This is a genomic window from Sphaerisporangium siamense, from assembly GCF_014205275.1.
GTDB classification, from domain to species: domain Bacteria; phylum Actinomycetota; class Actinomycetes; order Streptosporangiales; family Streptosporangiaceae; genus Sphaerisporangium; species Sphaerisporangium siamense.
This window is the reverse complement of sequence record NZ_JACHND010000001.1, coordinates 7,292,377-7,315,727: the sequence shown is the minus strand read 5'-3', so window position 1 is coordinate 7,315,727 and position 23,351 is coordinate 7,292,377. Positions and strand designations below refer to the sequence as shown.

General features: G+C 73.2%; 20 protein-coding genes. 12 read left to right on the top strand and 8 right to left on the bottom strand.

The genetic code is table 11. The features are described 5' to 3' along the window. Window positions 1-87 precede the first annotated feature (87 nt). Window positions 88-1,107: a class A beta-lactamase gene (gene bla / locus BJ982_RS33290; RefSeq protein WP_184886663.1), complete on the bottom strand. Its 1,020-nt coding sequence runs from the start codon at window positions 1,105-1,107 to the stop codon at window positions 88-90. A gap of 292 nt (window positions 1,108-1,399) precedes the next feature. Then, on the bottom strand, window positions 1,400-2,710 hold the full coding sequence (locus tag BJ982_RS33285) for a serine hydrolase domain-containing protein (RefSeq protein ID WP_184886661.1): 1,311 nt from the start codon (window positions 2,708-2,710) through the stop codon (window positions 1,400-1,402). 277 nt (window positions 2,711-2,987) lie between these two features. On the opposite strand from BJ982_RS33285, the gene BJ982_RS33280 reads away from it, so the two are divergent. Then, window positions 2,988-4,721, top strand: a complete 1,734-nt coding sequence (locus BJ982_RS33280) for an ABC transporter ATP-binding protein (RefSeq protein WP_184886659.1) — start codon at window positions 2,988-2,990, stop codon at window positions 4,719-4,721. A 25-nt stretch (window positions 4,722-4,746) separates the two neighbouring features. Further along, window positions 4,747-6,738, top strand: a complete 1,992-nt coding sequence (locus BJ982_RS33275) for an ABC transporter ATP-binding protein (protein WP_184886657.1) — start codon at window positions 4,747-4,749, stop codon at window positions 6,736-6,738. A 7-nt stretch (window positions 6,739-6,745) separates the two neighbouring features. On the opposite strand, the gene BJ982_RS33270 is transcribed toward BJ982_RS33275, so the two are convergent. The 3 genes from BJ982_RS33270 to BJ982_RS33260 all read right to left on the bottom strand — a co-directional run bounded on the left by BJ982_RS33270 (window position 6,746) and on the right by BJ982_RS33260 (window position 9,826). Continuing rightward, window positions 6,746-7,825 (bottom strand): ADP-ribosylglycohydrolase family protein, encoded by a 1,080-nt coding sequence (locus BJ982_RS33270; protein ID WP_184889705.1) that lies wholly within the window; start codon window positions 7,823-7,825, stop codon window positions 6,746-6,748. Between the two features lie 84 nt (window positions 7,826-7,909). Further along, entirely contained in the window at window positions 7,910-8,794 is an 885-nt protein-coding gene (locus tag BJ982_RS33265; protein WP_184886655.1) for an SCO6745 family protein, read from the bottom strand. A 123-nt stretch (window positions 8,795-8,917) separates the two neighbouring features. Beyond that, complete coding sequence (locus tag BJ982_RS33260; RefSeq protein WP_184886653.1) at window positions 8,918-9,826, bottom strand: hypothetical protein; 909 nt, start codon at window positions 9,824-9,826, stop codon at window positions 8,918-8,920. Window positions 9,827-10,071: 245 nt separating this feature from the next. Between BJ982_RS33260 and ppk2 the strand changes: the two genes are divergently transcribed. Next, window positions 10,072-10,920 (top strand): polyphosphate kinase 2, encoded by an 849-nt coding sequence (gene ppk2, locus BJ982_RS33255; protein ID WP_184886651.1) that lies wholly within the window; start codon window positions 10,072-10,074, stop codon window positions 10,918-10,920. A gap of 63 nt (window positions 10,921-10,983) precedes the next feature. On the opposite strand, the gene BJ982_RS33250 is transcribed toward ppk2, so the two are convergent. Then, window positions 10,984-11,841 carry an NAD(P)H-binding protein gene (locus BJ982_RS33250; protein WP_184886649.1) on the bottom strand — a complete coding sequence of 286 codons (858 nt, stop codon included), beginning with the start codon at window positions 11,839-11,841 and terminating at the stop codon, window positions 10,984-10,986. A 311-nt stretch (window positions 11,842-12,152) separates the two neighbouring features. On the opposite strand from BJ982_RS33250, the gene lepB reads away from it, so the two are divergent. Beyond that, on the top strand, window positions 12,153-13,028 hold the full coding sequence (gene lepB / locus BJ982_RS33245; protein WP_221482415.1) for a signal peptidase I: 876 nt from the start codon (window positions 12,153-12,155) through the stop codon (window positions 13,026-13,028). Between the two features lie 31 nt (window positions 13,029-13,059). On the opposite strand, the gene BJ982_RS33240 is transcribed toward lepB, so the two are convergent. After that, complete coding sequence (locus BJ982_RS33240) at window positions 13,060-14,127, bottom strand: glycoside hydrolase family 18 protein (protein WP_184886647.1); 1,068 nt, start codon at window positions 14,125-14,127, stop codon at window positions 13,060-13,062. Window positions 14,128-14,557: 430 nt separating this feature from the next. Between BJ982_RS33240 and BJ982_RS33235 the strand changes: the two genes are divergently transcribed. The 8 genes from BJ982_RS33235 to BJ982_RS33200 all read left to right on the top strand — a co-directional run bounded on the left by BJ982_RS33235 (window position 14,558) and on the right by BJ982_RS33200 (window position 22,468). Beyond that, on the top strand, window positions 14,558-15,625 hold the full coding sequence (locus BJ982_RS33235; protein ID WP_184886646.1) for an NrtA/SsuA/CpmA family ABC transporter substrate-binding protein: 1,068 nt from the start codon (window positions 14,558-14,560) through the stop codon (window positions 15,623-15,625). A gap of 4 nt (window positions 15,626-15,629) precedes the next feature. Continuing rightward, window positions 15,630-16,514: an ABC transporter permease gene (locus tag BJ982_RS33230; protein WP_203958965.1), complete on the top strand. Its 885-nt coding sequence runs from the start codon at window positions 15,630-15,632 to the stop codon at window positions 16,512-16,514. Continuing rightward, entirely contained in the window at window positions 16,511-17,251 is a 741-nt protein-coding gene (locus BJ982_RS33225; RefSeq protein ID WP_184886644.1) for an ABC transporter ATP-binding protein, read from the top strand. The genes BJ982_RS33230 and BJ982_RS33225 overlap by 4 nt, the downstream gene beginning before the upstream one ends. A 17-nt stretch (window positions 17,252-17,268) precedes the next feature. Then, a complete protein-coding gene (locus BJ982_RS33220) occupies window positions 17,269-18,306 on the top strand; it encodes an ABC transporter substrate-binding protein (RefSeq protein WP_184886642.1) in 1,038 nt (345 codons plus the stop codon). Continuing rightward, the gene (locus BJ982_RS33215; protein ID WP_203958964.1) at window positions 18,303-19,370 is read left to right on the top strand and encodes an LLM class flavin-dependent oxidoreductase; all 1,068 of its coding nucleotides are present in this window, start codon (window positions 18,303-18,305) and stop codon (window positions 19,368-19,370) included. Before BJ982_RS33220 ends, BJ982_RS33215 begins: the two co-directional genes overlap by 4 nt. Beyond that, entirely contained in the window at window positions 19,360-20,529 is a 1,170-nt protein-coding gene (locus tag BJ982_RS33210) for an LLM class flavin-dependent oxidoreductase (RefSeq protein ID WP_184886640.1), read from the top strand. The genes BJ982_RS33215 and BJ982_RS33210 overlap by 11 nt, the downstream gene beginning before the upstream one ends. Before the next feature lie 54 nt (window positions 20,530-20,583). Next, window positions 20,584-21,501: an ABC transporter substrate-binding protein gene (locus BJ982_RS33205; protein WP_184886638.1), complete on the top strand. Its 918-nt coding sequence runs from the start codon at window positions 20,584-20,586 to the stop codon at window positions 21,499-21,501. A 106-nt stretch (window positions 21,502-21,607) separates the two neighbouring features. Then, a complete protein-coding gene (locus BJ982_RS33200) occupies window positions 21,608-22,468 on the top strand; it encodes a PHP domain-containing protein (RefSeq protein ID WP_184886636.1) in 861 nt (286 codons plus the stop codon). Between the two features lie 9 nt (window positions 22,469-22,477). On the opposite strand, the gene BJ982_RS33195 is transcribed toward BJ982_RS33200, so the two are convergent. Next, the gene (locus tag BJ982_RS33195; protein ID WP_184889697.1) at window positions 22,478-23,260 is read right to left on the bottom strand and encodes an aminotransferase class IV; all 783 of its coding nucleotides are present in this window, start codon (window positions 23,258-23,260) and stop codon (window positions 22,478-22,480) included. Window positions 23,261-23,351 lie beyond the last annotated feature (91 nt).

The window sequence follows — 23,351 nt, the reverse complement described above, 5'->3', positions numbered from 1 at the left end:
TGACAGGTCATTCCTGATGACGGCATACGCGCGGGAAAGGTGACCGGGGGAGGAGCGGTCGCAAGACGGACGCGGCCCCGTGTCGCGTCACAGCTTGCCGAGGGCCCGCGCGAGGATGGTGGCGGTATCGGCGACGGTCTTGTCGTCGTAGGGGGAGTCGGGGGCGTGGCGGGTCGTGTAGATGGCCATGATCATGGGGGCGCTGCCCGGCGGGTGGGCGATGGCGATGTCGTTGGCCGAGCCGTAGGAGGAGGACGAGCCGGTCTTGTCGCCGATCAGCCAGGTCTTGGGGAGGCCGGCGCGGATGCGGGCGTCGCCGGTCTGGTTCGCGCGGAGCCAGGCGTTCAGGCGGGCGCGGTCCCGAGGGGTGAGTGCGTGACGACCGGCGGGGGCGAACGAGGTCGCGGTGGTGAGTTTTCGCAGGGTGACGGCCATGGCGGCGGGGGTGGTGGTGTCCCGTTTCTCTCCGGGGCTCCACTGGTTGAGCTCGGTCTCCCAGCGGTCGAGGCGGGAGGTCCGGTCGCCGAGGGCGCGGAAGTACTTCGTCAGCCCGGCGGGGCCGCCGATCTGCTGCAGCAGCATGTTGGCTGCGGTGTTGTCGCTTCGGGTGATGGCGGCCTCGCACAGCCGGGCGACGGTGAGGCCGTCCTTCACGTGCTTCTCGGTGATCGGGGAGTTCGGCTTCAGTTCGGCCTGCGTCCAGTGGACGACCCGGTTCATGAGTCCGGGGTCGGACGTGCGGGCCTTGTGCAGGACGGCCGCGGCCGCCGTCGCCTTGAAGGTGGACAGCAGGGGGAAACGCTCGCCGGAGCGGTAGGCGAACGTCCTGCCGGTGCCCGTGTCGATGGCGTACGCGCCGATGCGGCCCTTGAACGACTTCTCCAGCGCGCGCAGGCGGCGGCGTGCGTCGGCCTCGCGCGAGGCGGCGGCCTGGGGACTCGCGAGGACGGACGGCGTGGCCGTTCCGGTGGGGGCGACCGTGGTGCGCGCCGAGGGTGTCGCCGAGGCCGGGGGCGCTCCGCACGCCGTGCCCGCCAGCAGGAGGGAGAGGGCCAGGCCGGTCGCCTGCAGAGCCACGGGGACGCGGCGGGGTGACGGGTCTCGCATTTCACTTCCTTCGCTCTCGACCGAACGGAGTGAAAGAAGGACATCAGACCGAAATGGCGATCGTCCAATATCGACGGTAGCCGGGTATTGATATCGGTCCCTGTATCGTCCCTGTTCAAAAGGTGGTTCCCTCACCTGTTCCGCACCGTTGTCCCGGTGGCCTGACCGTTCCTCCGGTAGGCCACCGTTTCCCCGGTCTGGTCGCCGGCTCGTCCGTCGGTCCGGTGTCGCGGCCGGATCTGCTGTCCCGGGGGCGCGGAAGGGGGGTCGCCTTCCGCGCCCGTCAGGGGCGTCAGCGGGTCTTGGCCGCGAGGCGTTCGGTCGGGAAGGGGGTGAAGGGGAGTTGCGTGAGGGCCTTCGGGGTGGAGGGGCCGCAGAGGGCTTGGAGGATGTGGGTGCCGAGGGCCAGGTCGATCGGGTGGTCCTTGATGTTTCCGTTCTCGTCGATGCGCTGGTACTTCATGAGGTTGATGCCGAGCGAGAGCTGGCGCGCGCCGTCGGGGCTGGACAGGGAGAAGGTGCCCGCGCCGATGACGGCGCCGTCGTGGCCCCAGAACCGGCCGCAGGGCAGGTCCTGGGCGTAGATGCCGAGGCCGTAGTGGAAGGTCTCGTCTCCGTCGGTGACCGGGACGGTGCGCAGCATCTCGGCCAGTTCGCGCTGCCCGAGCAGGTGGCCGCCGAGCAGCGTCCGGTAGAAGGTGTTCAGGTCGCTCATCGTGGAGACGACGGCGCCGGCCGTGGAGTACCAGGAGCTGTCGTAGACGCTGTAGTCGCGCGGCGGGTCGATCAGGCCGTAGTACGACTCGTACATCTTGGAGTGCGGCCCCGGGATGAACGGGGTGCGCGGGAACAAGGTGTTCTTCAGTCCCGCCTTGCGGATGACGTCGCGCGTGATGTACGTCGCGGCGTCGGTGCCGGTGACCTTCTCCAGCAGGAGGCCCGCGATGACGTAGTTGGTGTTGGAGTAGGACCAGTCCTTGCCCGGCTCGCCCGTGGCCGGCGCTTCGAGGCCGAAGCGCACCAGCTCTTCGGGGCGGACGGTGCGGAACCGGTTGTCGTCGACGCTCTCCGTGGACCCTCGGGTGAGGGAGGGGAACGCGCCGGCGATGTAGTCGCCGATGCCGCTGGTGTGGTTCAGCAGCATGCGGACGGTGACGGCCTGGCCGCGCGGGCCGGGCACCAGGTCGGGCAGGTAGCGCCCGATCGGCGCGTCCAGGTCGACCCGGCCCCGGGCGACCTGCTGGAGCACGGCGACGGCCGTGAAGGTCTTGGAGATGCTCCCCACCCGGTGCAGCATGCCGGGGGTGACCGGCCGTTTCGTCCGGACGTCGGCGACCCCGGCCGCGCCCTGCCAGCGCTCCCGCCCGTCGCGCACGCTGGAGTAGGTGCCGTACATGCCGGCCTCGACGACCGCGTCGAGGGTCCTGGCGAGGGCCTGCCGGTCGAGCGCGGTCCCGGTGGACACGGTCCCGGTGGACACGGTCCGGGCGGACACGGGCTGCGCGGTCGCGGTCCCGGTGGTCGCGGTCCAGGTCAGAATTGCGGTGCCGCCGGCGACTGCGGCGGTGACCGTCTTGCGGAGGGATAAGCGAGCGAACGCCATCGCGGATGTTCCTCCTGTGATCCGGATATTTCCGTCGCTTCAGAGCCTGGCAAGCGTTCGCGGGCCGCTCCTCCTCTTCAGGACGGATCTTTGCCGTCAACCGTCGTCGTAGCGTGAGCCGCCGAGTCAACCGGAAAAACCCCCGTGGACGGGGCATAATGCCGCTTCCCTCGCGTTCCGCTCATGGAAAAACCAGGGGAGCCGCTGATAGGTGCTGCTATAGCCTGACCCGAGTGACTTCGTCCTCTAGCCGTGCCGGGGTCGTCGGGGCGGACCCGTGCTGAGCCGGCTGTTGCGCACCCACCTACGGCCCCATTCGGCGGCGTTGACCGCCGTGGTCGTCCTCCAGCTCGTCGGCACCATCGCCGCGCTGTACCTGCCGAGCCTCAACGCCGACATCATCGACCAGGGCGTGGCCAGGGGCGACACCGGCTACATCCTGACCGCGGGCGGCTGGATGCTCGCCGTCTCGCTGCTGCAGATCGCCTGCTCGATCGCGGCGGTCTACTACGGGGCCAAGGTGGCGGCCGGGTTCGGGCGCGACGTGCGGTCGGCGGTGTTCCACCGGGTGGTCGGGTTCTCGACCCGGGAGGTCTCGCAGTTCGGCGCGCCGAGCCTGATCACGCGGACGACCAACGACGTGCAGCAGGTGCAGATGCTCGTCGTGATGACGTGCACCATGCTCGTCTCCGCGCCCATCATGGGGCTCGGCGGCGTCATCATGGCGCTGCACCAGGACGTCGGCCTGTCCTGGCTGATGCTGGTGTGCGTCCCGGTGCTGCTCGTCTCGATCGGGCTCATCGTCGTCCGCATGGTGCCGCAGTTCCGCGCCATGCAGACCCGCATCGACGCGGTCAACCGCGTGCTGCGCGAGCAGCTCACCGGCATCCGGGTCGTGCGGGCCTTCGTCAGGGAACGCGAGGAGACCCGCAGGTTCGCCGAGGCCAACAACGCGCTGACCGGGACCGCGCTGCGCGTCGGCCGGCTCACCGCGCTCATCTTCCCGACGGTGATGCTGATCCTGAACGCCTCCAGCGTCGCGGTCCTGTGGTTCGGCGCGGCCCGGGTGGACAGCGGCGAGATGCAGGTCGGCGCGCTCACCGCGTTCCTCATGTACCTGATGCAGATCCTGACCGCGATGATGATGGCCACGTTCATCTCCATCATGATCCCGCGCGCCGCCGTCTGCGCCGAGCGCATCGTGGAGGTGCTGGACACCGAGTCCTCCGTGCGCGCCGCCGAGCGTCCCGTGACGGGAGGACGCACGCGGGGCGAGCTGGAGATGCGCGACGTCGGGTTCCGCTACCCGGGGGCGGAGGCGCCCGTCCTTTCGGGTATCTCCTTCCACGCCACGGCGGGCACCACCACCGCGATCATCGGCAGTACCGGCTCGGGCAAGTCCACGCTGATCTCCCTGGTGCCGCGGCTGTTCGACGTCACCTCCGGCGCGGTGCTGGTGGACGGCGTGGACGTCCGCGAGCTGGAGCCGCAGATGCTGTGGACGCGCATCGGCCTCGTGCCGCAGAAGCCGTACCTGTTCAGCGGCACCGTGGCGAGCAACCTGCGGTACGGCAACCCCGACGCCACCGACGAGGAGCTGTGGGAGGCGCTGGAGGTCGCGCAGGCCCGCGACTTCGTCGAGGAGATGCCCGAAGGGCTGGAGGCCCCGATCGCGCAGGGCGGCACCAACGTGTCCGGCGGGCAGCGGCAACGTCTGTCCATCGCCCGTGCGCTGGTCAGCAGGCCCGAGATCTACCTGTTCGACGACGCGTTCTCGGCGCTCGACCTGGCCACCGACGCCCGGCTGCGGGCCGCCCTGCGCCCGCACACGGCCGAGGCCGCCGTCGTCATCGTCGGCCAGCGGGTGTCCACCATCGCCGACGCCGACCAGATCATCGTCCTGGACGACGGCGTCATCGTCGGGATCGGGACGCACGAGCACCTGCTGGACACCTGCCCGACCTACGTCGAGATCGTGGAGTCCCAGATGACCGCGGAGACCGCCGCGTGAGCCGGATCCGGGAAGAGGGGGCACAATGAGCGACCGGACCGTGACGCCCGCGCGTCCGAGGCCGCCCGCGGGCGGCGGTCCGTTCGGGCGGGGGCCGTTCGGGGGCGGGATGCCCGCGGAGAAGTCGATGAACTTCGGGCCGTCCTCCCGGCGGCTGATCGGCCGGCTGCGCCCGGAACGCCCGAGGATCCTCGCGGTGATCGCGCTCGCCGTGGTCAGCGTGGTCCTGTCCGTCATCGGGCCGAAGATCCTCGGCCACGCGACCGACCTGATCTTCAGCGGCATCGTGAGCAGGCGGTTCCCCGAGGGGACGACCGCCGAGCAGGCCGTCGCGGCCGCCCGCGCCTCGGGCAACGGCAATTTCGCCGACATGCTCGCCCGCATGCACCTCGTCCCCGGTCACGGCATCGACTTCGCCGCGCTCGGGACCACCCTGGCGTGGGCGCTCGGCCTGTACGTCGCGGCGTCGGTGTTCATGTGGCTGCAGGGCTACCTGCTCAACGACGTGACCCAGCGCACGGTGTACCGGCTGCGGGAGGAGGTCGAGGACAAGCTCAACCGGCTGCCGCTGAGGTTCTTCGACGGCCAGCCGCGCGGCGAGCTGCTCAGCCGGGTCACCAACGACATCGACAACGTCTCCCAAACCCTGCAGCAGACGCTGAGCCAACTGCTGACCTCGCTGCTGACCGTCATCGGCGTGCTCGCCATGATGATCTTCATCTCGCCGCTGCTCGCGCTCATCGCCCTGGTCACCATCCCCGTCTCGATGGTCGTCACCAGCATGATCGCCAAGCGGTCGCAGAAGCTGTTCGTCGCCCAGTGGGCGCACACCGGCTCCCTGAACGCCCACATCGAGGAGGCGTTCACCGGCCACGAGCTGGTCAAGGTGTTCGGACGCGGCCCGGAGGTCGAGGAGGTCTTCCGGCAGCGCAACGAGCAGCTCTACAAGGCGGGCTTCGGCGCCCAGTTCATCTCCGGCGTCGTCATGCCGACGATGATGTTCATCGGAAACCTCAACTACGTCGCCATCGCCGTCGTCGGCGGGCTGCGCGTCGCCACCGGGGCGATGAGCCTCGGCGACGTCCAGGCGTTCATCCAGTACTCCCGCCAGTTCACCCAGCCGCTCACCCAGGTCGCCTCGATGACGAACCTGCTGCAGTCGGGCGTGGCTTCGGCCGAGCGGGTCTTCGAGCTGCTCGACGCCGAGGAGCAGACCCCCGACCCGGCCGAGCCCGCGCTGCCCGCCGCCCGCCGCGGGCGTGTCGAGTTCGAGCACGTGTCCTTCCGGTACGACCCCGAGCGGCCCCTCATCGAGGACCTGTCGCTGGTCGCGGAGCCGGGGCACACCATCGCGATCGTCGGCCCGACGGGCGCGGGCAAGACGACGCTGGTCAACCTCGTCATGCGCTTCTACGAGCTGGACGCGGGGCGCATCACCCTGGACGGCGTCGACATCACCGCCATGCGGCGCGAGGACCTGCGGGGGAGCATCGGCATGGTGCTCCAGGACACCTGGCTGTTCGGCGGCACCATCCGCGACAACATCGCCTACGGCGACCCCGCGGCCACCGACGAGCAGATCCACGCGGCGGCCAGGGCCACCTACGTCGACCGGTTCGTCCGCAGCCTGCCGGACGGCTACGACACGGTGATCGACGAGGAGGGCGGCAACGTCAGCGCGGGCGAGAAGCAGCTCATCACCATCGCGCGCGCCTTCCTCGCCGACCCGTCCCTGCTCATCCTCGACGAGGCCACCAGCTCGGTCGACACCCGCACCGAGGTCCTGGTGCAGCACGCCATGGCCGCCCTGCGCGCCGACAGGACCAGCTTCGTCATCGCCCACCGGCTCTCCACGATCCGCGACGCCGACCTCATCCTCGTCATGGAGGCCGGGCACATCGTCGAGCACGGCACCCACGCCGAGCTGCTCGCCGCCCAGGGTGCCTACCACCGCCTGTACGCCTCCCAGTTCGCCGGCGCCCTCACCGCGGCGGACCCCTCGCCCGCCGCGGGGTGACGGACGGTCAGAAGCCGGGATAGGCGTCCGGGTCGGCGTGGCCGGTGGTGAGCCAGGCCGTGAGGTCGTCCGCCAGCGCCGTGATGGTGTCGCGGCCCTCCAGCCGCGACACCCAGCGCCGGGGGACCGCGGCCTCGCCGTGCAGCGCGCCTAGGATGTTGCCGCAGACGGCGCCGGTCGAGTCGCTGTCCCCCGAGTGGTTGACGGCGAGCAGCAGCGCCCGCTCGGCGTCGTCCTCATGCACCAGGGCGCAGTAGACGGCGATCGCGAGCGCCTCCTCGGCCACCCACGCGCCGCCGAGCCGCTCCACCGTCTCGGGGGTGGGGTTCCCTTCGGCGGCCAGTTCGACGGCGGCGTCGAGCGCGGCGGTCGTCTCGCCGTTCGACGGCTGCTCCGACAGCAGGGCGAGCGCGTCCCGCACCGCCCCGGCCAGCGTGCCGCCGTAGGCGACCGACGACACCAGGGCGGCGAACGCACCCGCGGCGAGATAGCCGGTGGGATGGCCGTGCGTGATCTGCGCGCACGCGGCGGCCAGCTCGAACGCCCGGCGGGGGTCGCGGAACGCCAGGCCGAACGGCGCGGACCGCATGACCGTGCCGCAGCCCTTGGAATCGGGGTTCACCGCGCCCGCCGCCCCGGGCGCGGCCGTCGCGCCGAGGTCCTGCCGCAGGCCCGACAGGCAGGCGTTGCCCGGCGCGCGCTGGTCGTACAGCCACTCCTGCTCCCGCAGCCGCCCGCTGCGCACCCGCCCGTCGGCGGGGGGCGGCGAGCCGTACCGCTGGGTGTCCAGCCAGCGAAGGTAGGCGTCACGGACGACGCTCACCTCGCCGTCCGGTTCCCCGGCGGCCGCGCGGACGCCGGCGCGGATCAGTCCTTCCACCGTGAACAGCGTCATCTGGGTGTCATCGGTGATGAGCCCGACCCGTCCCCGCCGGTCGTGGACGAAGTCGGCGATCCCGTCCTGTCCGTGTACCGCCCGGATGCCCGCGATGGAGTCGAACTCGATCGGCGCGCCCAGCGCGTCCCCCACCGCCCCGCCGATCAGACAGCCGCGCACCCGGCTGCCGAACTCCAGGCCGCCGACCATGTCTTCCACGATGATCCCCTCTCCGCCGGATAGAGCGACCGTAGCGGGATCGGAGGACGGGCGTGACCGGTCCGGCGTCACGGCTCAGCGGGACGGGGCGGGGACCCTGCCGATGCCGAGGGTGTTGGAGGACGGGAGGAGGCCCGACTCCAGGGCGGCGATGAGCAAGGGCATGACGAGCTCGGCGAGTCGCGCGCAGCGCTCGGCGCCGAGGGCGCGCCACGGGGCGAAGGCCAGGTCGTCGGTGATCCGCTCGATCGACTCGCGCAGCTCGCGGCAGCGTTCGGTCGCCGTGCCGTCGCCGTCCAGCATGCCGCGGGCGGCCAGCCGTTCGCACGCGGCGGCCCACTCCTCGTCCGTCCATCCCCGGCTGGCGAAGGTCTCCACCGGCGCGGCGCCGATCGCCGCGAAGGACACCAGCGCCTCGCAGGGGTCGAGGCCCGCGGTCAGCAGCGCGGCGACGTGCGCGTCACCCCGGTGCTCGCGCAGCACGGCGATGGCCTGCCACAGCACCAGGTGCGGCTCGTCCGGCCACGGCTGGGCGGCGTTGGCGGCCGCGAGCGGGCGGCCGGCGTGCGCGGCGGACTCGGCGGCCTCCCGGAGCAGTTCCGCGGCCTCGGCGATCCCCGGGTCCCGGAGCCTCTCCTCGCCCAGCAGCCCCCGGTACATGCGGTCGACGGCGCGCGGCCGGGCCTCCAGCACCCGCGCCGAGGACGCGACGGTCCAGGCGGCGGGGACGTGCTCGCCCACCATGCGCGGGCTGAAGCTGTAGAACGTGGACGCGACCAGTTCCGCGCCGGGCGCGCCGAGTGGCGCGGACCGCCAGGCGAAGTAGCTCGGCCAGCGGGTCGCCACGTCGAAGCCGAGCGCCGCCGCCTCGGCGAACACCTCGGGGGAGTACCAGAACGGCGCGTGCACGGGTTCGAGCTGGTGCCACATCTGCCGCGCGAGACCGGGATCCTGGGTCATCCTGATACAACCTTTCCTGCGAAGCACCCCTTCGGCGGGCGGAGTGCCGCTCGGCGTGCGCCTCCATGGTGTGGCCTGACCACGATCCCACGCCGCGCCGTGCGGAGCGGGCGGCCGGGGCCGTCAGTTCGCCGCGTTGGCGCGTTCCCGGGCCTGGCGGGCCTCGGCGGCGCTGTCGAGCAGGTACCCGACGGTGCGCCGCGGCGAGGCGTCGGCGGGGTGGTGGCGGAGCAGGTCCCGCCGGACCTCCTCGCCCTCGCCGCGCAGCACCCGCAGCAGCAGCGCGTCCTTCTGGTTCGCGGGCAGCGCGGCGATCCAGGGCGCCTGGTCGGCGGGCGTCTCCGCGGACGCCGCGACCGCGAGCAGGTCGGGGTCCAGGCGGAGGAACTCGGCCAGCGCCCGCTGCGGCTCCGTGAGCCTGTTCAGGCCGGACGGCACCGGGGGCTCCTGCTCGTCCTCGAAGTCCTCCTCGAACGCGTCCTCGTCCCGCTCCCAGGAGCCGACGGCCGCGAGCCAGGCCAGGTAGAGGGGACGCAGGTCGCCGGAGGCGAGCTCGGCCCGGACGCCCGTGACGGCGGACGACGATCCGCCGCCCGCCACGGCCCCGGCGCCCTTCCCCGGCTCGCCGGCGCGCGCGGTCCCGTTGACCAGGGCGGTCCCGTTGGCCGCGGCGGGCCGGGTGTCGCCGTCCTGGCTGATGAGGTCGAGGACGAGGTGGTCGCCGGAGGACGAGACCCACGCGTCCACCTGGTCGTCGAGCAGGTACGCCTCCACGGCGGGCAGGCCGGGCGCGTCCACGGGCAGGCGCAGCATCACCTCGCGGGTGCCCGCGCCGTCGGTGTAGAGGTGCGCGTCGTAGTAGCGCTCCAGCACCGCCGGGACGTCGCCGCCGAAGTCGCCGGACTCGTAGAAGTCGGTGAAGCGGGTCGCGGTGACGTCCGCGGTGGCCGACATGGCACGGACCTCCGCCTGCTCGTCCGGGCCGAGCGGGCGGTCCAGTGCGAGGAACTCGTAGTACCGGTGGTCGCTCATGATGCCCGCCCGTCGGAGGTCGAAGAGAGGAGAAGAGGGGGCCGCCCGCCGTCCCGGGCCGCCGGTCCGTGATCGCCGCCCCGGCCCGGCGCTCCGCTGTCCGGTACGGCCGGGTTGGTGCTGATCACGGGCGACGAGCATAGTAGAGGACGGCGCACGGCGTGCCGGGATCGGCGCGTCCCCGCCGTGTGGCTCCCGAGGCGGGACGGCGGGGGAGCGCCGGACGGAACGGGAAGGTGGTCCGCATGGGCGGCGGCGGTGGCGCGGGGAAGCACGGCGAAGGCAAGGGGAAGGACGGGCGGCTCGGCAAGAAGGTCTACGAGGCCGAGCTGTTCCGCCTGCAGGGCGAGCTGGTCAAGCTGCAGGAATGGGTGCGGGCCGAGGGCGCGCGGCTGGTCGTGCTGTTCGAGGGCAGGGACGCGGCCGGCAAGGGCAGCGCGATCAAACGGGTGACCGAGTACCTCAACCCGCGCGTCGCCAGGATCGTGGCGCTTCCGGCGCCGGGCGAACGGGAACGCACCCAGTGGTACTTCCAGCGGTACATCCAGGAGCTCCCGGCCGCGGGCGAGATCGTGCTGTTCGACCGGAGCTGGTACAACCGTGCCGGGGTGGAACGGGTGATGGGGTTCTGCACCCCCGAGGAGTACACGCGGTTCCTGCGCCAGTGCCCGATCTTCGAGCGGCTGCTGGTGGAGGACGGCATCCTGCTGCGCAAGTACTGGTTCTCCGTCAGCGACGCCGAGCAGGAGCGCCGGTTCCGGTCCCGGCTGGAGGACCCCATGCGGCGGTGGAAGCTGTCCCCGATGGACATGGAGTCGATCACGCGCTGGGAGGACTACTCGCGGGCCAAGGACGAGATGCTGCTTCACACCGACATCCCCGAGGCGCCGTGGTACGAGGTCGAGAGCGAGGACAAGCGCAGCGCGCGCATCAACATGATCGCGCACCTGCTCGGCAGCGTGCCCTATCACGACGTGCGGCGCCCGCCCCTGGAGCTCCCGGCACGCCCGCCGTCGTCCGGATACCGCCGCCTCCCGCGCAACGAACGCAACCGCGTCCCCGACCACGCCGCCACCCTCCGCACCCACGCCTGACACGCCCCGCCGAGCGTCCCCCGGCACGGTCCCCGCCGCGTGGCCGGCGGGGACAGGCGGTGGTCAGCGGAACGCGTCGGCGTGGTCGGCCGCCCACTGGAGGTAGGGGGTGGCGGGGCGGCCGGTGACCTGTTCCACGGTGGGGGTGACCGGCTCGGGGGAGGCGGCCATCGCGGCCTGGCCCGCGAGGATCGCGTCGGCCATCTCCGCCGGATACCCGCGTGCGAGGATCCCCCGGCGCACGTCCTCCGCGGGCGTCTCCACCCAGCGGACCGGACGGCCGATCGCCTCCCCGATGGCGGCGACCTGCTCGATCTGCGTCAGCGTCCGCGGCCCGGTCAGCACGTGCGCGGCCCCGGCGTGCCCGTCGTCGAGCAGCGCGCGCACTCCCACGGCGGCGATGTCGCGCTCGTGGACGAGCGAGCGCCCCGCGTTCCCGTACACCCACCGGACGGTCCCGGTCGTGCGGATCTGCTCGGCCCACTGCAGGGTGTTGGCGGCGAACCCGGACGGGCGCAGGAACGTCCAGGCCGCGCCCGAGTCCGCGATGAGGCGCTCCATGCGGGCGTGCGAGCCGAGGATGAACCCCTGGGTTTCCTCCGGCGCGTCGGACACGCCACGGGCGGACAGGTAGACGATGTGGCCGGCGGCCCCGGCGAGCGCCTGGACCGCGGCGGGCGCGGCGTGGTCGGCGGACACGGTGGGCCAGACCAGGAACACCCCGTCCACGCCGCCCAGGGCGGCCTTCAGGGAATCGGGCTCGGTCAGGTCGCCGCCGACGGCCTCGGCGCCGTCCGGCAGGCGCGCGGCGGCCGGGTCGCGGGTCAGCGCGCGGACGCGCGCGCCCGCCTCCAGCAGCAGCGCGACGGCGTGGCGGCCGACGTTGCCCGTGGCCCCTGTCACCAGGAATGTCGTGGACATCTTGTCTCCCCTCATCGGTGGACGTACGGCCGCCATCGTGAAACATCAACCTTTGTTGAGGTCAAACCGTGCGGAACGACGGACCTGGCGCTCCAGGCGGCCGGCGCGGCCGGGGCCCTCGTGTACGCGGGCCTTATCCCGGGCAGGGACAATGATCTGGTGGGCGTAAGGGAGCGTGAGGCCGCCGTGCGCGGGGCCGCGGGGACGTGGCGCCGGCGGGCACGAGTGGGCCCGGATTCGCGGATGCGATCGATGTCGCTGGGTATCAACCGGTATCAGCAAACATCGGTGAAAATGGGCATAGAGGGCGCTTGCCGCCAGTCGAGGACGGGGTGAACGTGGTCGCCGAAGACACCAAGAGGCCCACCAAGAGCGACAAGCGCAAGAAGGGCTCCTTCTGGCGCGAGCTGCCCGTTCTGGTGATCGCCGCCCTGCTGATGGCGCTGACGATCAAGACCTTCCTCGTGCAGGCGTTCTACATCCCCTCGGGGTCGATGGAGAACACGCTGCTGCTGAACGACCGGGTCCTGGTCAACAAGCTCGTCTACCACACCCGCGACGTCGAGCGCGGCGACGTCATCGTGTTCTCCGGCGTCGACTCCTGGAAGGGCGAGGTCGAGGTCCCGCCGCCGTCCAACGTGGGCGAGTCCGTGCTGCGCTGGATCGGCACCGCCTTCGGCGTGACGCCCGGCGAGAAGGACTACATCAAGCGCGTGATCGGCGTCGGCGGCGACACGGTGAAGTGCTGCGACGACAAGGGGCGCGTCACGGTCAACGGCGTGCCGCTGGAGGAGGAGTCCTACCTCTACCCCGGCAACGCGCCCTCGGACAAGACCTTCGAGGTCAAGGTGCAGCCCGGCCGCCTGTGGGTGATGGGCGACCACCGGGAGATCTCCTACGACTCGCGCTCCCACCAGGGTGACAAGGGCGACGGCGCGATCCCCGTGGACACGGTCGTGGGCCGCGCCTTCATCATCGTGTGGCCGTTCTCGCGGCTGACCACGATCCCGATCCCGGACACCTTCGCCCAGCCCGCGCTGCACGCCGTCGCCGCGCTCGGCGGGGCCACGCCGCTGGTCGGCGGCTTCGCCTGCGCGATGCCTCTGATGCTGTGGCGCAGGCGCCTGCTGACCAGGCCCTACCACGACCGGCGCTCCGGCCTGGCGGCCCCCGTCCGCGACCTCTGAGGGCGTCGCCGCGCCGGTCCCGGCGCCCCGCTCAGCGCGCGGGCGCGCCCCAGCCGGCGCGGTACTCGGCCCAGTCGGTCTCGGTGGCCGCGAAGTCCACGTACAGCGCGACGCCGAAGTCCCGCCGGTCGCCGGACCCGAGGGCGAGGCGCACGCCCCGGATCGCGGCCCGCATCGTCTCGGCGGACGGGTGGTGGGTCCAGTTGTCGTCGTGGTAGGCGGGCACGCCGACCAGCAGCCGCGTGGACGGCGGCACCGCGGCGAGCGCCAGCGAGGTCTGCCGCCGGACGTACCCGGTGAACAGGGCCTCGGTCGGCTGGGCGGTGTCGTAGGTCATCAGCGCCACCTGGTCGACGCGGCGGGCGACCTGCGTCATGTACCCCGGCGTCCACCACCGCTCCTCGCCGAACACCAGGCCCTGGGCCGCGCTCATGCCGGGCAGCGGCTCCATCTGGTGCACCGACATCGACAGCACGGCGCGGGGGAGCGCCGCGCGGGTGCGGTCCAGCACGTCCAGCAGGCCCTGGTCGTCGTCGTTGACCGGCTCGAAGTTGTAGTGGATCCCGTCGAACCCGGCCGCCATCGCCTGCCCGGCCGAGCGGACGATGGTGGCGCGCGTCGCGGCCGAAGACAGGTCCATGAGCCCCGGGTCCAGCCGCTGCCCGAGCCAGGCGTGCACCCGCACGCCCGGCAGCGCGCGGCGTAGCGCGGCGACGGCCCAGGCGGCGCGGGGGTAGAGGGAGGCGGCCAGCGTGCCGTCGGGGGCGAGCGGCCCGGTGTGGACGTACAGGTCGCTCACGCCGGTGCCGCCGATTCGGGCGGCGAGGGCCGCGACCTCGGGGTCGCCGTTGCGCCCGTCCACCCACGCGTGCCCGAGCCACACGGCGTCCCTGCCCCGCGTGACGGCGTGCGGGCTGCCCGTGCCGAGCAGGTAGAGGGCCGTCCCGGACGCGATGAGGGCCAGCGCGGGGACCGAGACGACGATGACGGCCACCGTCCACAGCCGCCGCCACCGCCCCCGGCGCCGCTCGCCGGCCGGCGCCGCGCCGGGCGGCTCCTCTTCGTCGCGGGCGGAGGCCGGAGAACCAGGCTGAGGCATGACGAAGCAGCCTATCGGCCCTGATCGCGGACGAACCTCTGAATCGCACATGTGCGCGCGGGCGGCGAGGGGCCGGTCACGAGCCGGCGCGCCGCACTCGGCGAGCGTCTCGACATGTGAGACATGGGTTGACTGCCGTATTTCCTACCTGAAATATAGGCAATGTGCCGATTGTGAACTTGACCGTCCGGCGCGCGATCGACTTCATGCACGTGGACAGCAGCCTCTGTCAGTGAACGTGTTCCGTCTCGCGCGGGCCTCGCGCTGGAGACGACGCCTCTCACCGCCTGTTCCCGACCCTTCAGAACCGCCGTCAGGACCACGTCCGCGCCCCTGTCCCGGGGGCCTCCGTCACCATGCCCCGCGGCCGGTTCGCCACCGGTCCCCGTCTGTCCTCTCATCGTGCTCTCGTCGTTAGGGACTCGCCATCATGTGGAAAACCCCCGGGCCGCACGCCCGTCCCAGGCGCGTGGCGCTCGCCGCGCTCGCCCTCACCGTCGCCGGGCTGGCGACCGCCTGCGGAACCTCCTCCGCGGCGGGCGGCCCCGCGGCCGCCAAGGGCTCCGGAGCGGTCCTCAAGCTTCAGGACCCCGGAAACGCCGGCCCCCTGGCCTACGCCAAGCGCGAGGGCCTCCTGGAGAAGCGCCTCAAGGCCGTCGGCGCCACCGTCGAGTGGGGCGGCTCCTACGCATCCTTCACCGCCACCGTCGACGCCGTCCACGCCGGCTCGGTGAACATCCTCACCGGCGCCATCTCGCCCGCCATCGGCTACCTCGCCAACAGCCCCGACATCAGGATCTTCTCGGTCACCGACCCCGTCACCGACCCGGCGGCCCCGCAGACCGACGGCCTGGTGGTGCGGCCCGACAGCCCCGTCAGGTCCGTGAAGGACCTGGCCGGCAAGCAGGTCGCCGTCAACAAGGGCGGCAAGGGCGAGTACCTGCTCCTGCTCGCCCTGGAGAAGGCGGGCGTCCCCGTCGACCAGGTCAAGCGGGTCTACCTCAACCCCGACCAGGGCGCCGCCGCGTTCGCCACCGGCAAGGTGGACGCCTGGTGGGCCATCGTCCGCGCCTACCCCGAGGCCGTCGCCAAGGGCGCCCGGGTGATCGTGCACGGCCGCGACCTCGACGACAAGGACCTCACCATCATCGCGGCCCGCGAGGAACTGCTCGACCGCGCGCCCGCGGCCGTCCGCGTCTACCTGGAGGTGCTCCAGGAACTGACCGAGGAGGCCAGGAAGACCCCGGAGAAGTTCGAGAACGTCTTCCTCACCCAAGGGCCCACCGCCGTGACCGGCGCCCGCCTCGCCCTGGACATCGACACGGCCGAGCACGCCAACATCCCCCGGTACGCCACCAAGGAGGACGGCGCCTACATCACCGCGGTGGCCGACCTGTTCCGCGAATACGGGGTCGTGACCAAGCCCATCGACCCCGCCGACGTCCTCTTCGACCTCAAGGCCGCGACCGGCGCCGCCTCGCCCGCCGCCTCGGGGTGACGCCGTGACCATCGAGAAGGTACACGAGCCGCCCGCGCGGCGGCCCGCGCCCGGCCCGCGGGAGGGCCGGGGCGGCGCGGCGGCGGGGCTGGAGACGCCGAGGTTCCTCGGCGCCCGCCGCCGCCCCGCGGCCCTCTCCGCCGCGCTGCGGATCTCCGTCCCCCTGCTGCTCCTGGCCGCCTGGTGGTACGGGTCCGCGAGCGGGCACATCCCGCCGGACGTGCTCGCCGCGCCGTCCGCGGTCCTCGGCGCGCTGCGCGAGCTGGCCGCCACCGGGCAGCTCACCGACTACCTGCTCGCCTCCGGGCACCGCGCCGGGCTCGGCGTGCTCACCGGCGGCGGCCTCGGGCTCGTGCTCGGCGTCGCGGCCGGGCTGTCGGCGCTCGGCGAGGAACTGGTCGACCCGACCATGCAGATGCTGCGGGCCGTGCCGTTCCTTGCGCTCGTCCCGCTGTTCATCTCGTGGTTCGGGGTCGGCGAGACCTTCAAGATCCTGCTCATCGCGGTCGCCGCCGCCATCCCGATGTACGCCTACACCTATCTGGGGGTCAGGAACGTGGACCGCAAGGTCGTGGAGGCCGCGCGCGGGTTCGGCCTGCGCGGGCACCGGCTCGCGCTCGGCGTGGTCGTCCCGAGCGCGCTGCCCAGCGTGCTCATGGCCCTGCGCATCAGCCTGTCGGTCTCGCTGACCGGCCTGATCGCCGCCGAGCAGATCGGCGCCACCGAGGGCATCGGCTACCTGGTCACGCTCGCCCAGCAGTACTTCCGCCCCGACTACATGGTGCTGTGCGTGCTCGTCTACGCCGCGCTCGGGCTGATCTTCGACGGCGCCATCCGCGTGGTCGAGCGGCTGGCCATGCCGTGGCGCGGCCAGGTGGTGGCCCGATGAGCGAGCCCGTCTTCCAGCCGCGCGGCGAGATCGCCGGCGACCTGGCCGTCCAGGTCAGGGGGCTGCGCAAGGCGTTCGGCGCCAAGACCGTGCTGGACGGCGTCGACCTGGACATCCGCAGGGGCGAGTTCTTCGCGCTGCTCGGCCCGAGCGGCACCGGCAAGACCACGCTGCTGCGCATCCTGGCCGGGCTGGAACTGCCCGACGCGGGCACCGTCCTGGCCGCGCGCCGCCGCACGACCGTCTACCAGGAGCCCCGGCTCATCCCCGCCCGGCGGGTGCTCGCCAACGTCACCCTCGGCCTGCCCTCCGCGGCCCGCGAGGCCGGGCGCCGCGCGCTCGCCGAGGTCGGCCTCGACGGGTACGCCCGCAAGTGGCCCGCGACGCTGTCGGGCGGCGAGGCGCAGCGCGTGGCCCTGGCCAGGGCCCTGGTGCGCGACCCCGAGGTGCTGCTGCTGGACGAGCCGTTCGCCGCGCTCGACGCCCTCACCCGCCTGCAGATGCAGGACCTGGTCGCCGAGCTGTGCGAACGCCACCGCCCGGCGGTCGTCCTGGTCACCCACGACGTGGAGGAGGCGGTCCGGCTCGCCGACCGCGTGGTGGTGCTGCGGGACGGCGCGCTCGCCGTCGACAGGACCATCGACCTACCCCACCCCCGTGACCGTAACGCGCCCGAGTTCGCCGGCGCCCGCCGCCTGTTCCTGTCCCACCTCGGCGTCACCGCCGCCGTCCACTGAGACACCCGAGGAGTCCCATGACCTCCGTCGACAAGCTTTGGTACACCCGCTGCCCCGTCCCCACCGCCAGCGGCCTGGCCCACAACCAGGGCTGGCTCGCCGAGGAGTTCCGGGCCGCGGGCCTGGAGATCGGCGTCCTGCAGGACGCGGCGCCCGAGCTGGCCGAGCGCCACTTCGACCACCGCCTGCTCGGCCTGTTCCGCGAGGGCGGCAACGTCCCCGCCCTGGCCGCGCGGTCCGCCGGCGCCCCGACCCGGCTGATCGGCCTCACCTGGATCGAGGAATGGCAGTCCATCCTCGTCCGCGCCGACTCCGGGATCGCCAACGCCGCCGGCCTGGCCGGCGCCCGGGTCGCGCTGCCGGGCTGGGCCGAGACCCGCGCCAAGAGCTTCCCGAGGGCCATGGCCCTGCACGGGTTCAAGGGCGCGCTGTCCCAGGGCGGCCTCACCCTCGACGACGTCACCTTCGTCGAGGTCGCCGCCCAGGTCAGGCCGAGCGTGGGCCGCGACGCGGGCGCGCGGGCCTTCGCCTGGCCCGGCATCTCCGAGCTGGCGCGCGGCGAGGTCGACGCCGTGTACGCCAAGGGGGCGCGCGCGGCCGAGCAGGCCGCCGAGATCGGCGCGGTCGTCGCCGTGGACCTCGACGCCCACCCGGACGTGCGCACCCGCGTCAACAACGGCACGCCGCGGCCCATCACCGTCCACGAGCGCCTCCTCGACGAGCGGCCCGACCTGGTCGTCGGATTCCTCGTCCAGACGCTGCGCGCGGCCGAGTGGGCGCGCGGCGACCTCGGGCGGGTCCGCGAGATCCTCTCCGCGGAGACCAGGTCCGGCGCCGGCGCGGTGGCCACCGCCTACCGCGGGGACTTCCACCACTCCCTGCACCCCGACCTGTCGGAGCATCGCCTGGACCTGCTCCGCGTCCAGAAGGACTTCCTGCTCGTGCACGGCTTCCTGGACGCCGACGTCGACGTCGCCGCGTGGGCGGCGCACGAGCCGCTCGCTGCGGCCCGCGCGCGCCTGGCCGGCGACCTCGCCGGGGCGGTGGCGCGATGACCGCGGTGCCCGAGTTCCTGGTCACCGTCCCCACGCGCGGCGACGGACGCCACCCGCTGCGCCGCGACCGCGGCGACTGGGAGGAACGCCGCGCGCTGCCCGCCTTCGTCACCGACCCGCGCGGCGGGGTGTCCGGGCCGTCCGCCCACATCGCCCAGGTCGGCAGGGCCGCCGAGATCGCCGGCCTGGACGGCGCGCTCGTCCCCTTCGACCCCGACGGCGAGGAGTCGCTGGTGCTGGCGGCCGGGCTGCTGCGCGGCAGCAGGCACCTGCGCGTCATCGCCGGGTTCCACGCCGGGATCGCCACCCCGGTGTACGCGGCCAAGCTGTCCGCCTCCCTGCAGCGGTTCACCGGCGGGCGGCTCGACTGGCAGATCGACGTCGCCCTCGACCCGGTCGTGGCCCGCGCGCACGGCGACTTCCTCCAGGGCGGCGACCGCTACGCCCGCGCCGAGGAGTTCCTGACCGTCGCCAAGGGCGTGTGGCACGAGGAGGGCTTCACCTACGAGGGCGTCTTCTACCAGGTGCTCGCCGGCGGATTCCAGCCGCCCAACGCCGGCCTGCCCTTCCCGCGCGTCCACCTCGGCGGCATCGAACCCGGCGCGCTCGCGCTGTCGGCCCGCCACGCCGACGTGCACCTGTTCGACCCCGGCCAGAACCTCGACGTCGGGATCGCCGGCCTGGGCGACCGCGCGGCGGCAGAGGGACGCGCGGTCGCCTGCGGCCTGCGGCTGCCGGTCCTGGCCCGCGAGGACGAGGAGGAGGCGTGGCGCGACGCCCGCGGCCTGTGGGCGCTGGCGGGCGGCGCCGACGAGGACTTCCCCGCCCCGGACCCGCGGACCGGGTTGTGGCCGGGCTTCGACCGGATCGCGGGGCCGGGCGCGCTCGGCCTGGTCGGCTCCTACGAGGGCGTCGCCGCCGGGATCCGCGCCTACCGGGACCTCGGCATCACGACGTTCGTCCTGTCGGCCCGGCCCACCGTCGAGGAGGCCTACCGGCTCGGCGAACGCCTGCTGCCACTGTTCGCGACGGAGTTCGAGAGGGAGACCGCGCATGTCCATTGACATCTACTGGCGCATCGGCACCCACGGCGACCAGCCGTCGCTGCGCCGCCGGGTGACCAGCAGGGGGGAATGGGCGCCCGTCGTGCCCGGCAGCCTCGCCCCCGGGGTGCGGCACGGTCGCCGCGACGGCTACTCCTACGTCGAGCACATGGCCGACGTCGCCCGCGCCTCGGAGGTCTCCGGGTTCGTCGGCGGGCTGCTGCCGTCCTTCCCCTTCACCGACGACCCGTGGGCCACGGCCGCCGCGCTCGCCCGCGAGACCACGACCTACCGGTTCATGATCGCCTACCAGCCGGGGTTCCTGCACCCGGTGCAGGCCGCGCGCATGTCGGCCACGCTGCAGCGGGCGACCGGCGGGCGGGTCGTCTACAACGTCATCTCCGGCGGGGGCGGCCCCGCCCAGCTCTGGTGGGGCGACCGCGTCGACCACGATGACCGGTACGCGCGCACCTCGGAGTTCCTCGACGTCCTCAAGGGCGTTTGGAACGGCGGGCCCTTCGACTACGAGGGCCGGTTCTACCGGGTCGAGGGGGCCGGGCTGCCCGAGCCGCTCGCCCGCCAGCCGTTCCCCGAGATCTACTTCTCCGGCTCCTCCAAGGCCGCGATCGAGGCGGCGGGCCGGCACGCCGACTACTACCTGTCCTGGCTGGAGCCGTTCCCCGACCTCGCCGCCAAGTTCGGCCAGGTGCGCGAGCACAGCGCCGCACTCGGCACCGCCCCGAAGTTCGCCGTGCGCGTCGACGTGCTGGCCCGCGAGACCGAGGAGGCCGCCTGGGACGAGATCAGGCGCGGCTGGGAGCACGTCGACCCGGCCGCGCTGGTCAGCCCGGACGGCGACTCGGTCGGCTGGCTGCGCAGCCAGTCGTTCGTGTCCTGGCCGGTGCGCCACCACCGCGAGCTGGAGGTCTCCCCGAACGTCTGGGGCGGCTTCCACCTGCTGCGGGGCGGCCCGGCGTTCGGCCTGGTCGGCAGCTACGCGCAGGTCGCCGAGCGGCTGGACGAGCTGATCGGCCTCGGCGTCGGCGCCTTCATCCTCGCGGGCGTCCCGCACCTGGAGGAGGCCTACCGCGTCGGCGAGGAGGTCCTGCCCCTGCTCAAGGGCCACGACCTGCGCGTGGCCTCCCCGTTCGGGGCGGCGCTGTCCGACTCCCGCGCCTGACCGCCCCCCGTCCCGACCTCCCATCCGCGACCACGCGTGAAGAAAGGCTCGAACATGAGCGTCCGTGTCGGCTACTTCCCTCACAACAACTCGCTGTGGGTGCTGCGCCACCGCGGCATCCTGGAGCGCTCCCTGCCCGGCGTCGAATGGGTGGACCTGCGCTCCCTCCCGGCCGGCGAGCGCCCCGACCCCACGAGGTCCCTGCCGTCCCTGCACGGCGACCACCTGTTCGACGGCGGGTACGACTTCATCGGCACCGGCTCCACCCCGCCCGTCACCGCCCAGGGCAAGGGCCACGACATCGTCTACGTCGCCGTCTCCGGCTCCCGGCACGAGAACGGGCGGCTCGTCGTCAAACAGGACTCGCCCGTCCACTCCCTGGAGGACCTGGCCGGCAGGCGCGTCGCGCTCGGCCACGGCTCCTGGCAGACCACGCTCCTGCTGTTCGCCCTGGACCGCGCCGGGCTCACCTGGAAGGACATCGAGCCCGTCGACGTCTACGGCGACGCCGCCCAGCTCTTCCTCGACGGCGAGGTGGACGCCTGGGTCGGCTCCTACCCCGCGCTGACCCGCGTGGAGCGCGAGACGACCGTCCGCGAGCTCGTCGCCACCGACGGGCTGTTCAGCCACCGCTCGCTGTGGTTCACCCGCCGCGACTTCGCCGCCGACCACCCCGAGGAGCTGGCCGCGATCGTCGGCGCCCTCCAGGAGTCCGACGCCTGGATCCGCGAGAACCCGCGCGCCGCGGCCGAGCTGTTCGCCGCCGACGACGGGGGAGACCTGGACGCGTGGGAGCACGCCCTGCGCACCCGCCCGTTCGGCCTCAACCCGGTCACCGAGGACTTCGTCGCCGAGCAGCAGCGCGCCGCCGACCTCTTCCACGCGAGCGGGCTCATCGACCGCAAGATCACCGTGTCCGAGGCCGTGCTGCCCGAGCTCAACCGCCTGGTCGAGTCCACCCGCCGCCCCTGACCCCCGGCCGTGCCCGGACTCCCCGGAGGCGAGGACCGTCCCGGGGGTCCGGTCTCCCGGGGCGGCCGGCGCCACGCCGGGGCCCGATTGCTGACAGGCTCGGGGCATGCGGATCGATCTGCACACGCACTCCACCGCGAGCGACGGAACCGACGCCCCCGACGCCCTGATGAGGCACGCCGCCGGGGCCGGGCTCGACGTGATCGCGCTGACCGACCACGACACCACGGCCGGCTGGGCGCGGGCGGCCTCGGCCGTGCCGCCGGGGCTGACGCTGGTGCCCGGCGCCGAGCTGTCGGGACGGTGGTACCGGGACGAGCCCACGATCGGCCTGCACCTGCTGGCCTACCTGTTCGACCCCGGCCACCCGGGGCTGACCGCCGAGCTGGCCGCGGTGCGGCGCTCACGGGACCGGCGCGCCGAGGCGATCGTCGAGATGCTGAACGCCGACGGCATCGACCTCACCATGGACGAGGTGCGCGCCCTGGTCGCGGGCGGCACCGCCGGGCGCCCGCACGTCGCCCGCGCCCTGGTCGCCCGCGGCCTGGTCGGGTCGGTGGACGAGGCGTTCGCCCCCGAATGGCTCGGCGGGCGCTACCGGCTCCCCAAGACCGACATCGACGTGCTCACCGCGATACGGCTGATCGGCGAGGCCGGCGGCGTGGCCGTGCTGGCCCATCCCATGGCGGGCAGCCGGGGCCACGTCCTGCCGGACGCGCTGATCGCCGGCCTCGCGGACGCCGGGCTGTGGGGCGTCGAGGCCGATCACGTCGACCACGCGCCCGGGGACGCCGCCCACGTCCGCGCGCTGGCCCGCGAGCTGGGCCTGCGCGTGACCGGGTCCAGCGACTACCACGGCGACAACAAGACCGTCCGGCTCGGCGCGTTCACCACCGGGCGCGAGGTCTACGAGGACCTGCTGTCCGCCGCGACCGGCGCCGTCCCCGTCCAGGGGCCGCCCCGGTGACGGGCCGGATCAGAGGGGGTCGCCGGGGAGGGCGGCGTACTCGCGGCGCAGCGTGGTGAGGATCGCGTCGTCCGCCCGCAGCTCCGCGCCGTCGATGGAGCGGACGGCGCGCGGGCCGGTCGCGGCGTTGGTGACGAAGGCGGCGGTCATGCCGGGCAGGTCGTCAATGTCGATCTCGGCCTGGGTGGACGGGATGCCGGCGCGCTCGGCGATGCCCTCCAGAAGACGCATGGTGACGCCGTTCAGGCGGTCGAAGCCCGGCCAGAGCAGGCGGCCGTCGCGGACGAAGCCGATGTTCCACGTCGGCCCCTCGGTGACCCGGGCCCTGCCGTCGGTGAACAGCACGTCGTCGTAGCCGCCGAGCAGGGTGAACCGCCGCTGGACCAGCGGCCCGAACAGGCCGGTGTGCTTCAGCTCCGGCAGGTCGCGCTCGTACTCGGCGGTGCCGAGGGCCAGGGGCGGCAGGTCGCCGGGGACGGGCCGCGTGCCGACCAGGATCTCGGGGGCGGCCTTGGCCGTGGGCCTGGCGATGTCGAACTCGGGGTCGAAGACGGTGACGCGGACGACCACCGGCGGGGCGCCGGCGGTGGCCCGCCGCACCAGGCGGCGCACCCGGTCCAGGTCGAGGTCGGCGCCGTGCAGGACGCGGCAGTCCCCCTGCAGCCGGTCGAGATGGAGCGCCAGCCCGCGCACCCGGCCGTCCTCGACCCGCATGGTCGTGAAGTGGCCGTAGTTGTGCATCGCGAGCGCGCCGAGTTCGCCGGCGGTGACCGGACGTCCGTTCAACTCCATCATGCGGCCATCCTGGCACCGTCCCGACGCCCGCGAACCCCGGCGGCGGCCGTGTTCGCCCCCGGCGTGACGCTCCGCTCGGCGAACTGCT

Excerpts from the sequence above, each read along its gene's own strand:
- bla (WP_184886663.1), bottom strand. The coding sequence starts at position 1,107 with ATGCGAGACCCGTCACCCCGCCGCGTCCCCGTGGCTCTGCAGGCGACC.
- BJ982_RS33285 (WP_184886661.1), bottom strand. The coding sequence starts at position 2,710 with ATGGCGTTCGCTCGCTTATCCCTCCGCAAGACGGTCACCGCCGCAGTC.
- BJ982_RS33275 (WP_184886657.1), top strand. The coding sequence starts at position 4,747 with ATGAGCGACCGGACCGTGACGCCCGCGCGTCCGAGGCCGCCCGCGGGC.
- BJ982_RS33270 (WP_184889705.1), bottom strand. The coding sequence starts at position 7,825 with ATGGTCGGCGGCCTGGAGTTCGGCAGCCGGGTGCGCGGCTGTCTGATC.
- BJ982_RS33265 (WP_184886655.1), bottom strand. The coding sequence starts at position 8,794 with ATGACCCAGGATCCCGGTCTCGCGCGGCAGATGTGGCACCAGCTCGAA.
- BJ982_RS33260 (WP_184886653.1), bottom strand. The coding sequence starts at position 9,826 with ATGAGCGACCACCGGTACTACGAGTTCCTCGCACTGGACCGCCCGCTC.
- ppk2 (WP_184886651.1), top strand. The coding sequence starts at position 10,072 with ATGGGCGGCGGCGGTGGCGCGGGGAAGCACGGCGAAGGCAAGGGGAAG.
- BJ982_RS33250 (WP_184886649.1), bottom strand. The coding sequence starts at position 11,841 with ATGTCCACGACATTCCTGGTGACAGGGGCCACGGGCAACGTCGGCCGC.
- BJ982_RS33240 (WP_184886647.1), bottom strand. The coding sequence starts at position 14,127 with ATGCCTCAGCCTGGTTCTCCGGCCTCCGCCCGCGACGAAGAGGAGCCG.
- BJ982_RS33235 (WP_184886646.1), top strand. The coding sequence starts at position 14,558 with ATGTGGAAAACCCCCGGGCCGCACGCCCGTCCCAGGCGCGTGGCGCTC.
- BJ982_RS33225 (WP_184886644.1), top strand. The coding sequence starts at position 16,511 with ATGAGCGAGCCCGTCTTCCAGCCGCGCGGCGAGATCGCCGGCGACCTG.
- BJ982_RS33220 (WP_184886642.1), top strand. The coding sequence starts at position 17,269 with ATGACCTCCGTCGACAAGCTTTGGTACACCCGCTGCCCCGTCCCCACC.
- BJ982_RS33215 (WP_203958964.1), top strand. The coding sequence starts at position 18,303 with ATGACCGCGGTGCCCGAGTTCCTGGTCACCGTCCCCACGCGCGGCGAC.
- BJ982_RS33210 (WP_184886640.1), top strand. The coding sequence starts at position 19,360 with ATGTCCATTGACATCTACTGGCGCATCGGCACCCACGGCGACCAGCCG.
- BJ982_RS33205 (WP_184886638.1), top strand. The coding sequence starts at position 20,584 with ATGAGCGTCCGTGTCGGCTACTTCCCTCACAACAACTCGCTGTGGGTG.
- BJ982_RS33200 (WP_184886636.1), top strand. The coding sequence starts at position 21,608 with ATGCGGATCGATCTGCACACGCACTCCACCGCGAGCGACGGAACCGAC.
- BJ982_RS33195 (WP_184889697.1), bottom strand. The coding sequence starts at position 23,260 with ATGGAGTTGAACGGACGTCCGGTCACCGCCGGCGAACTCGGCGCGCTC.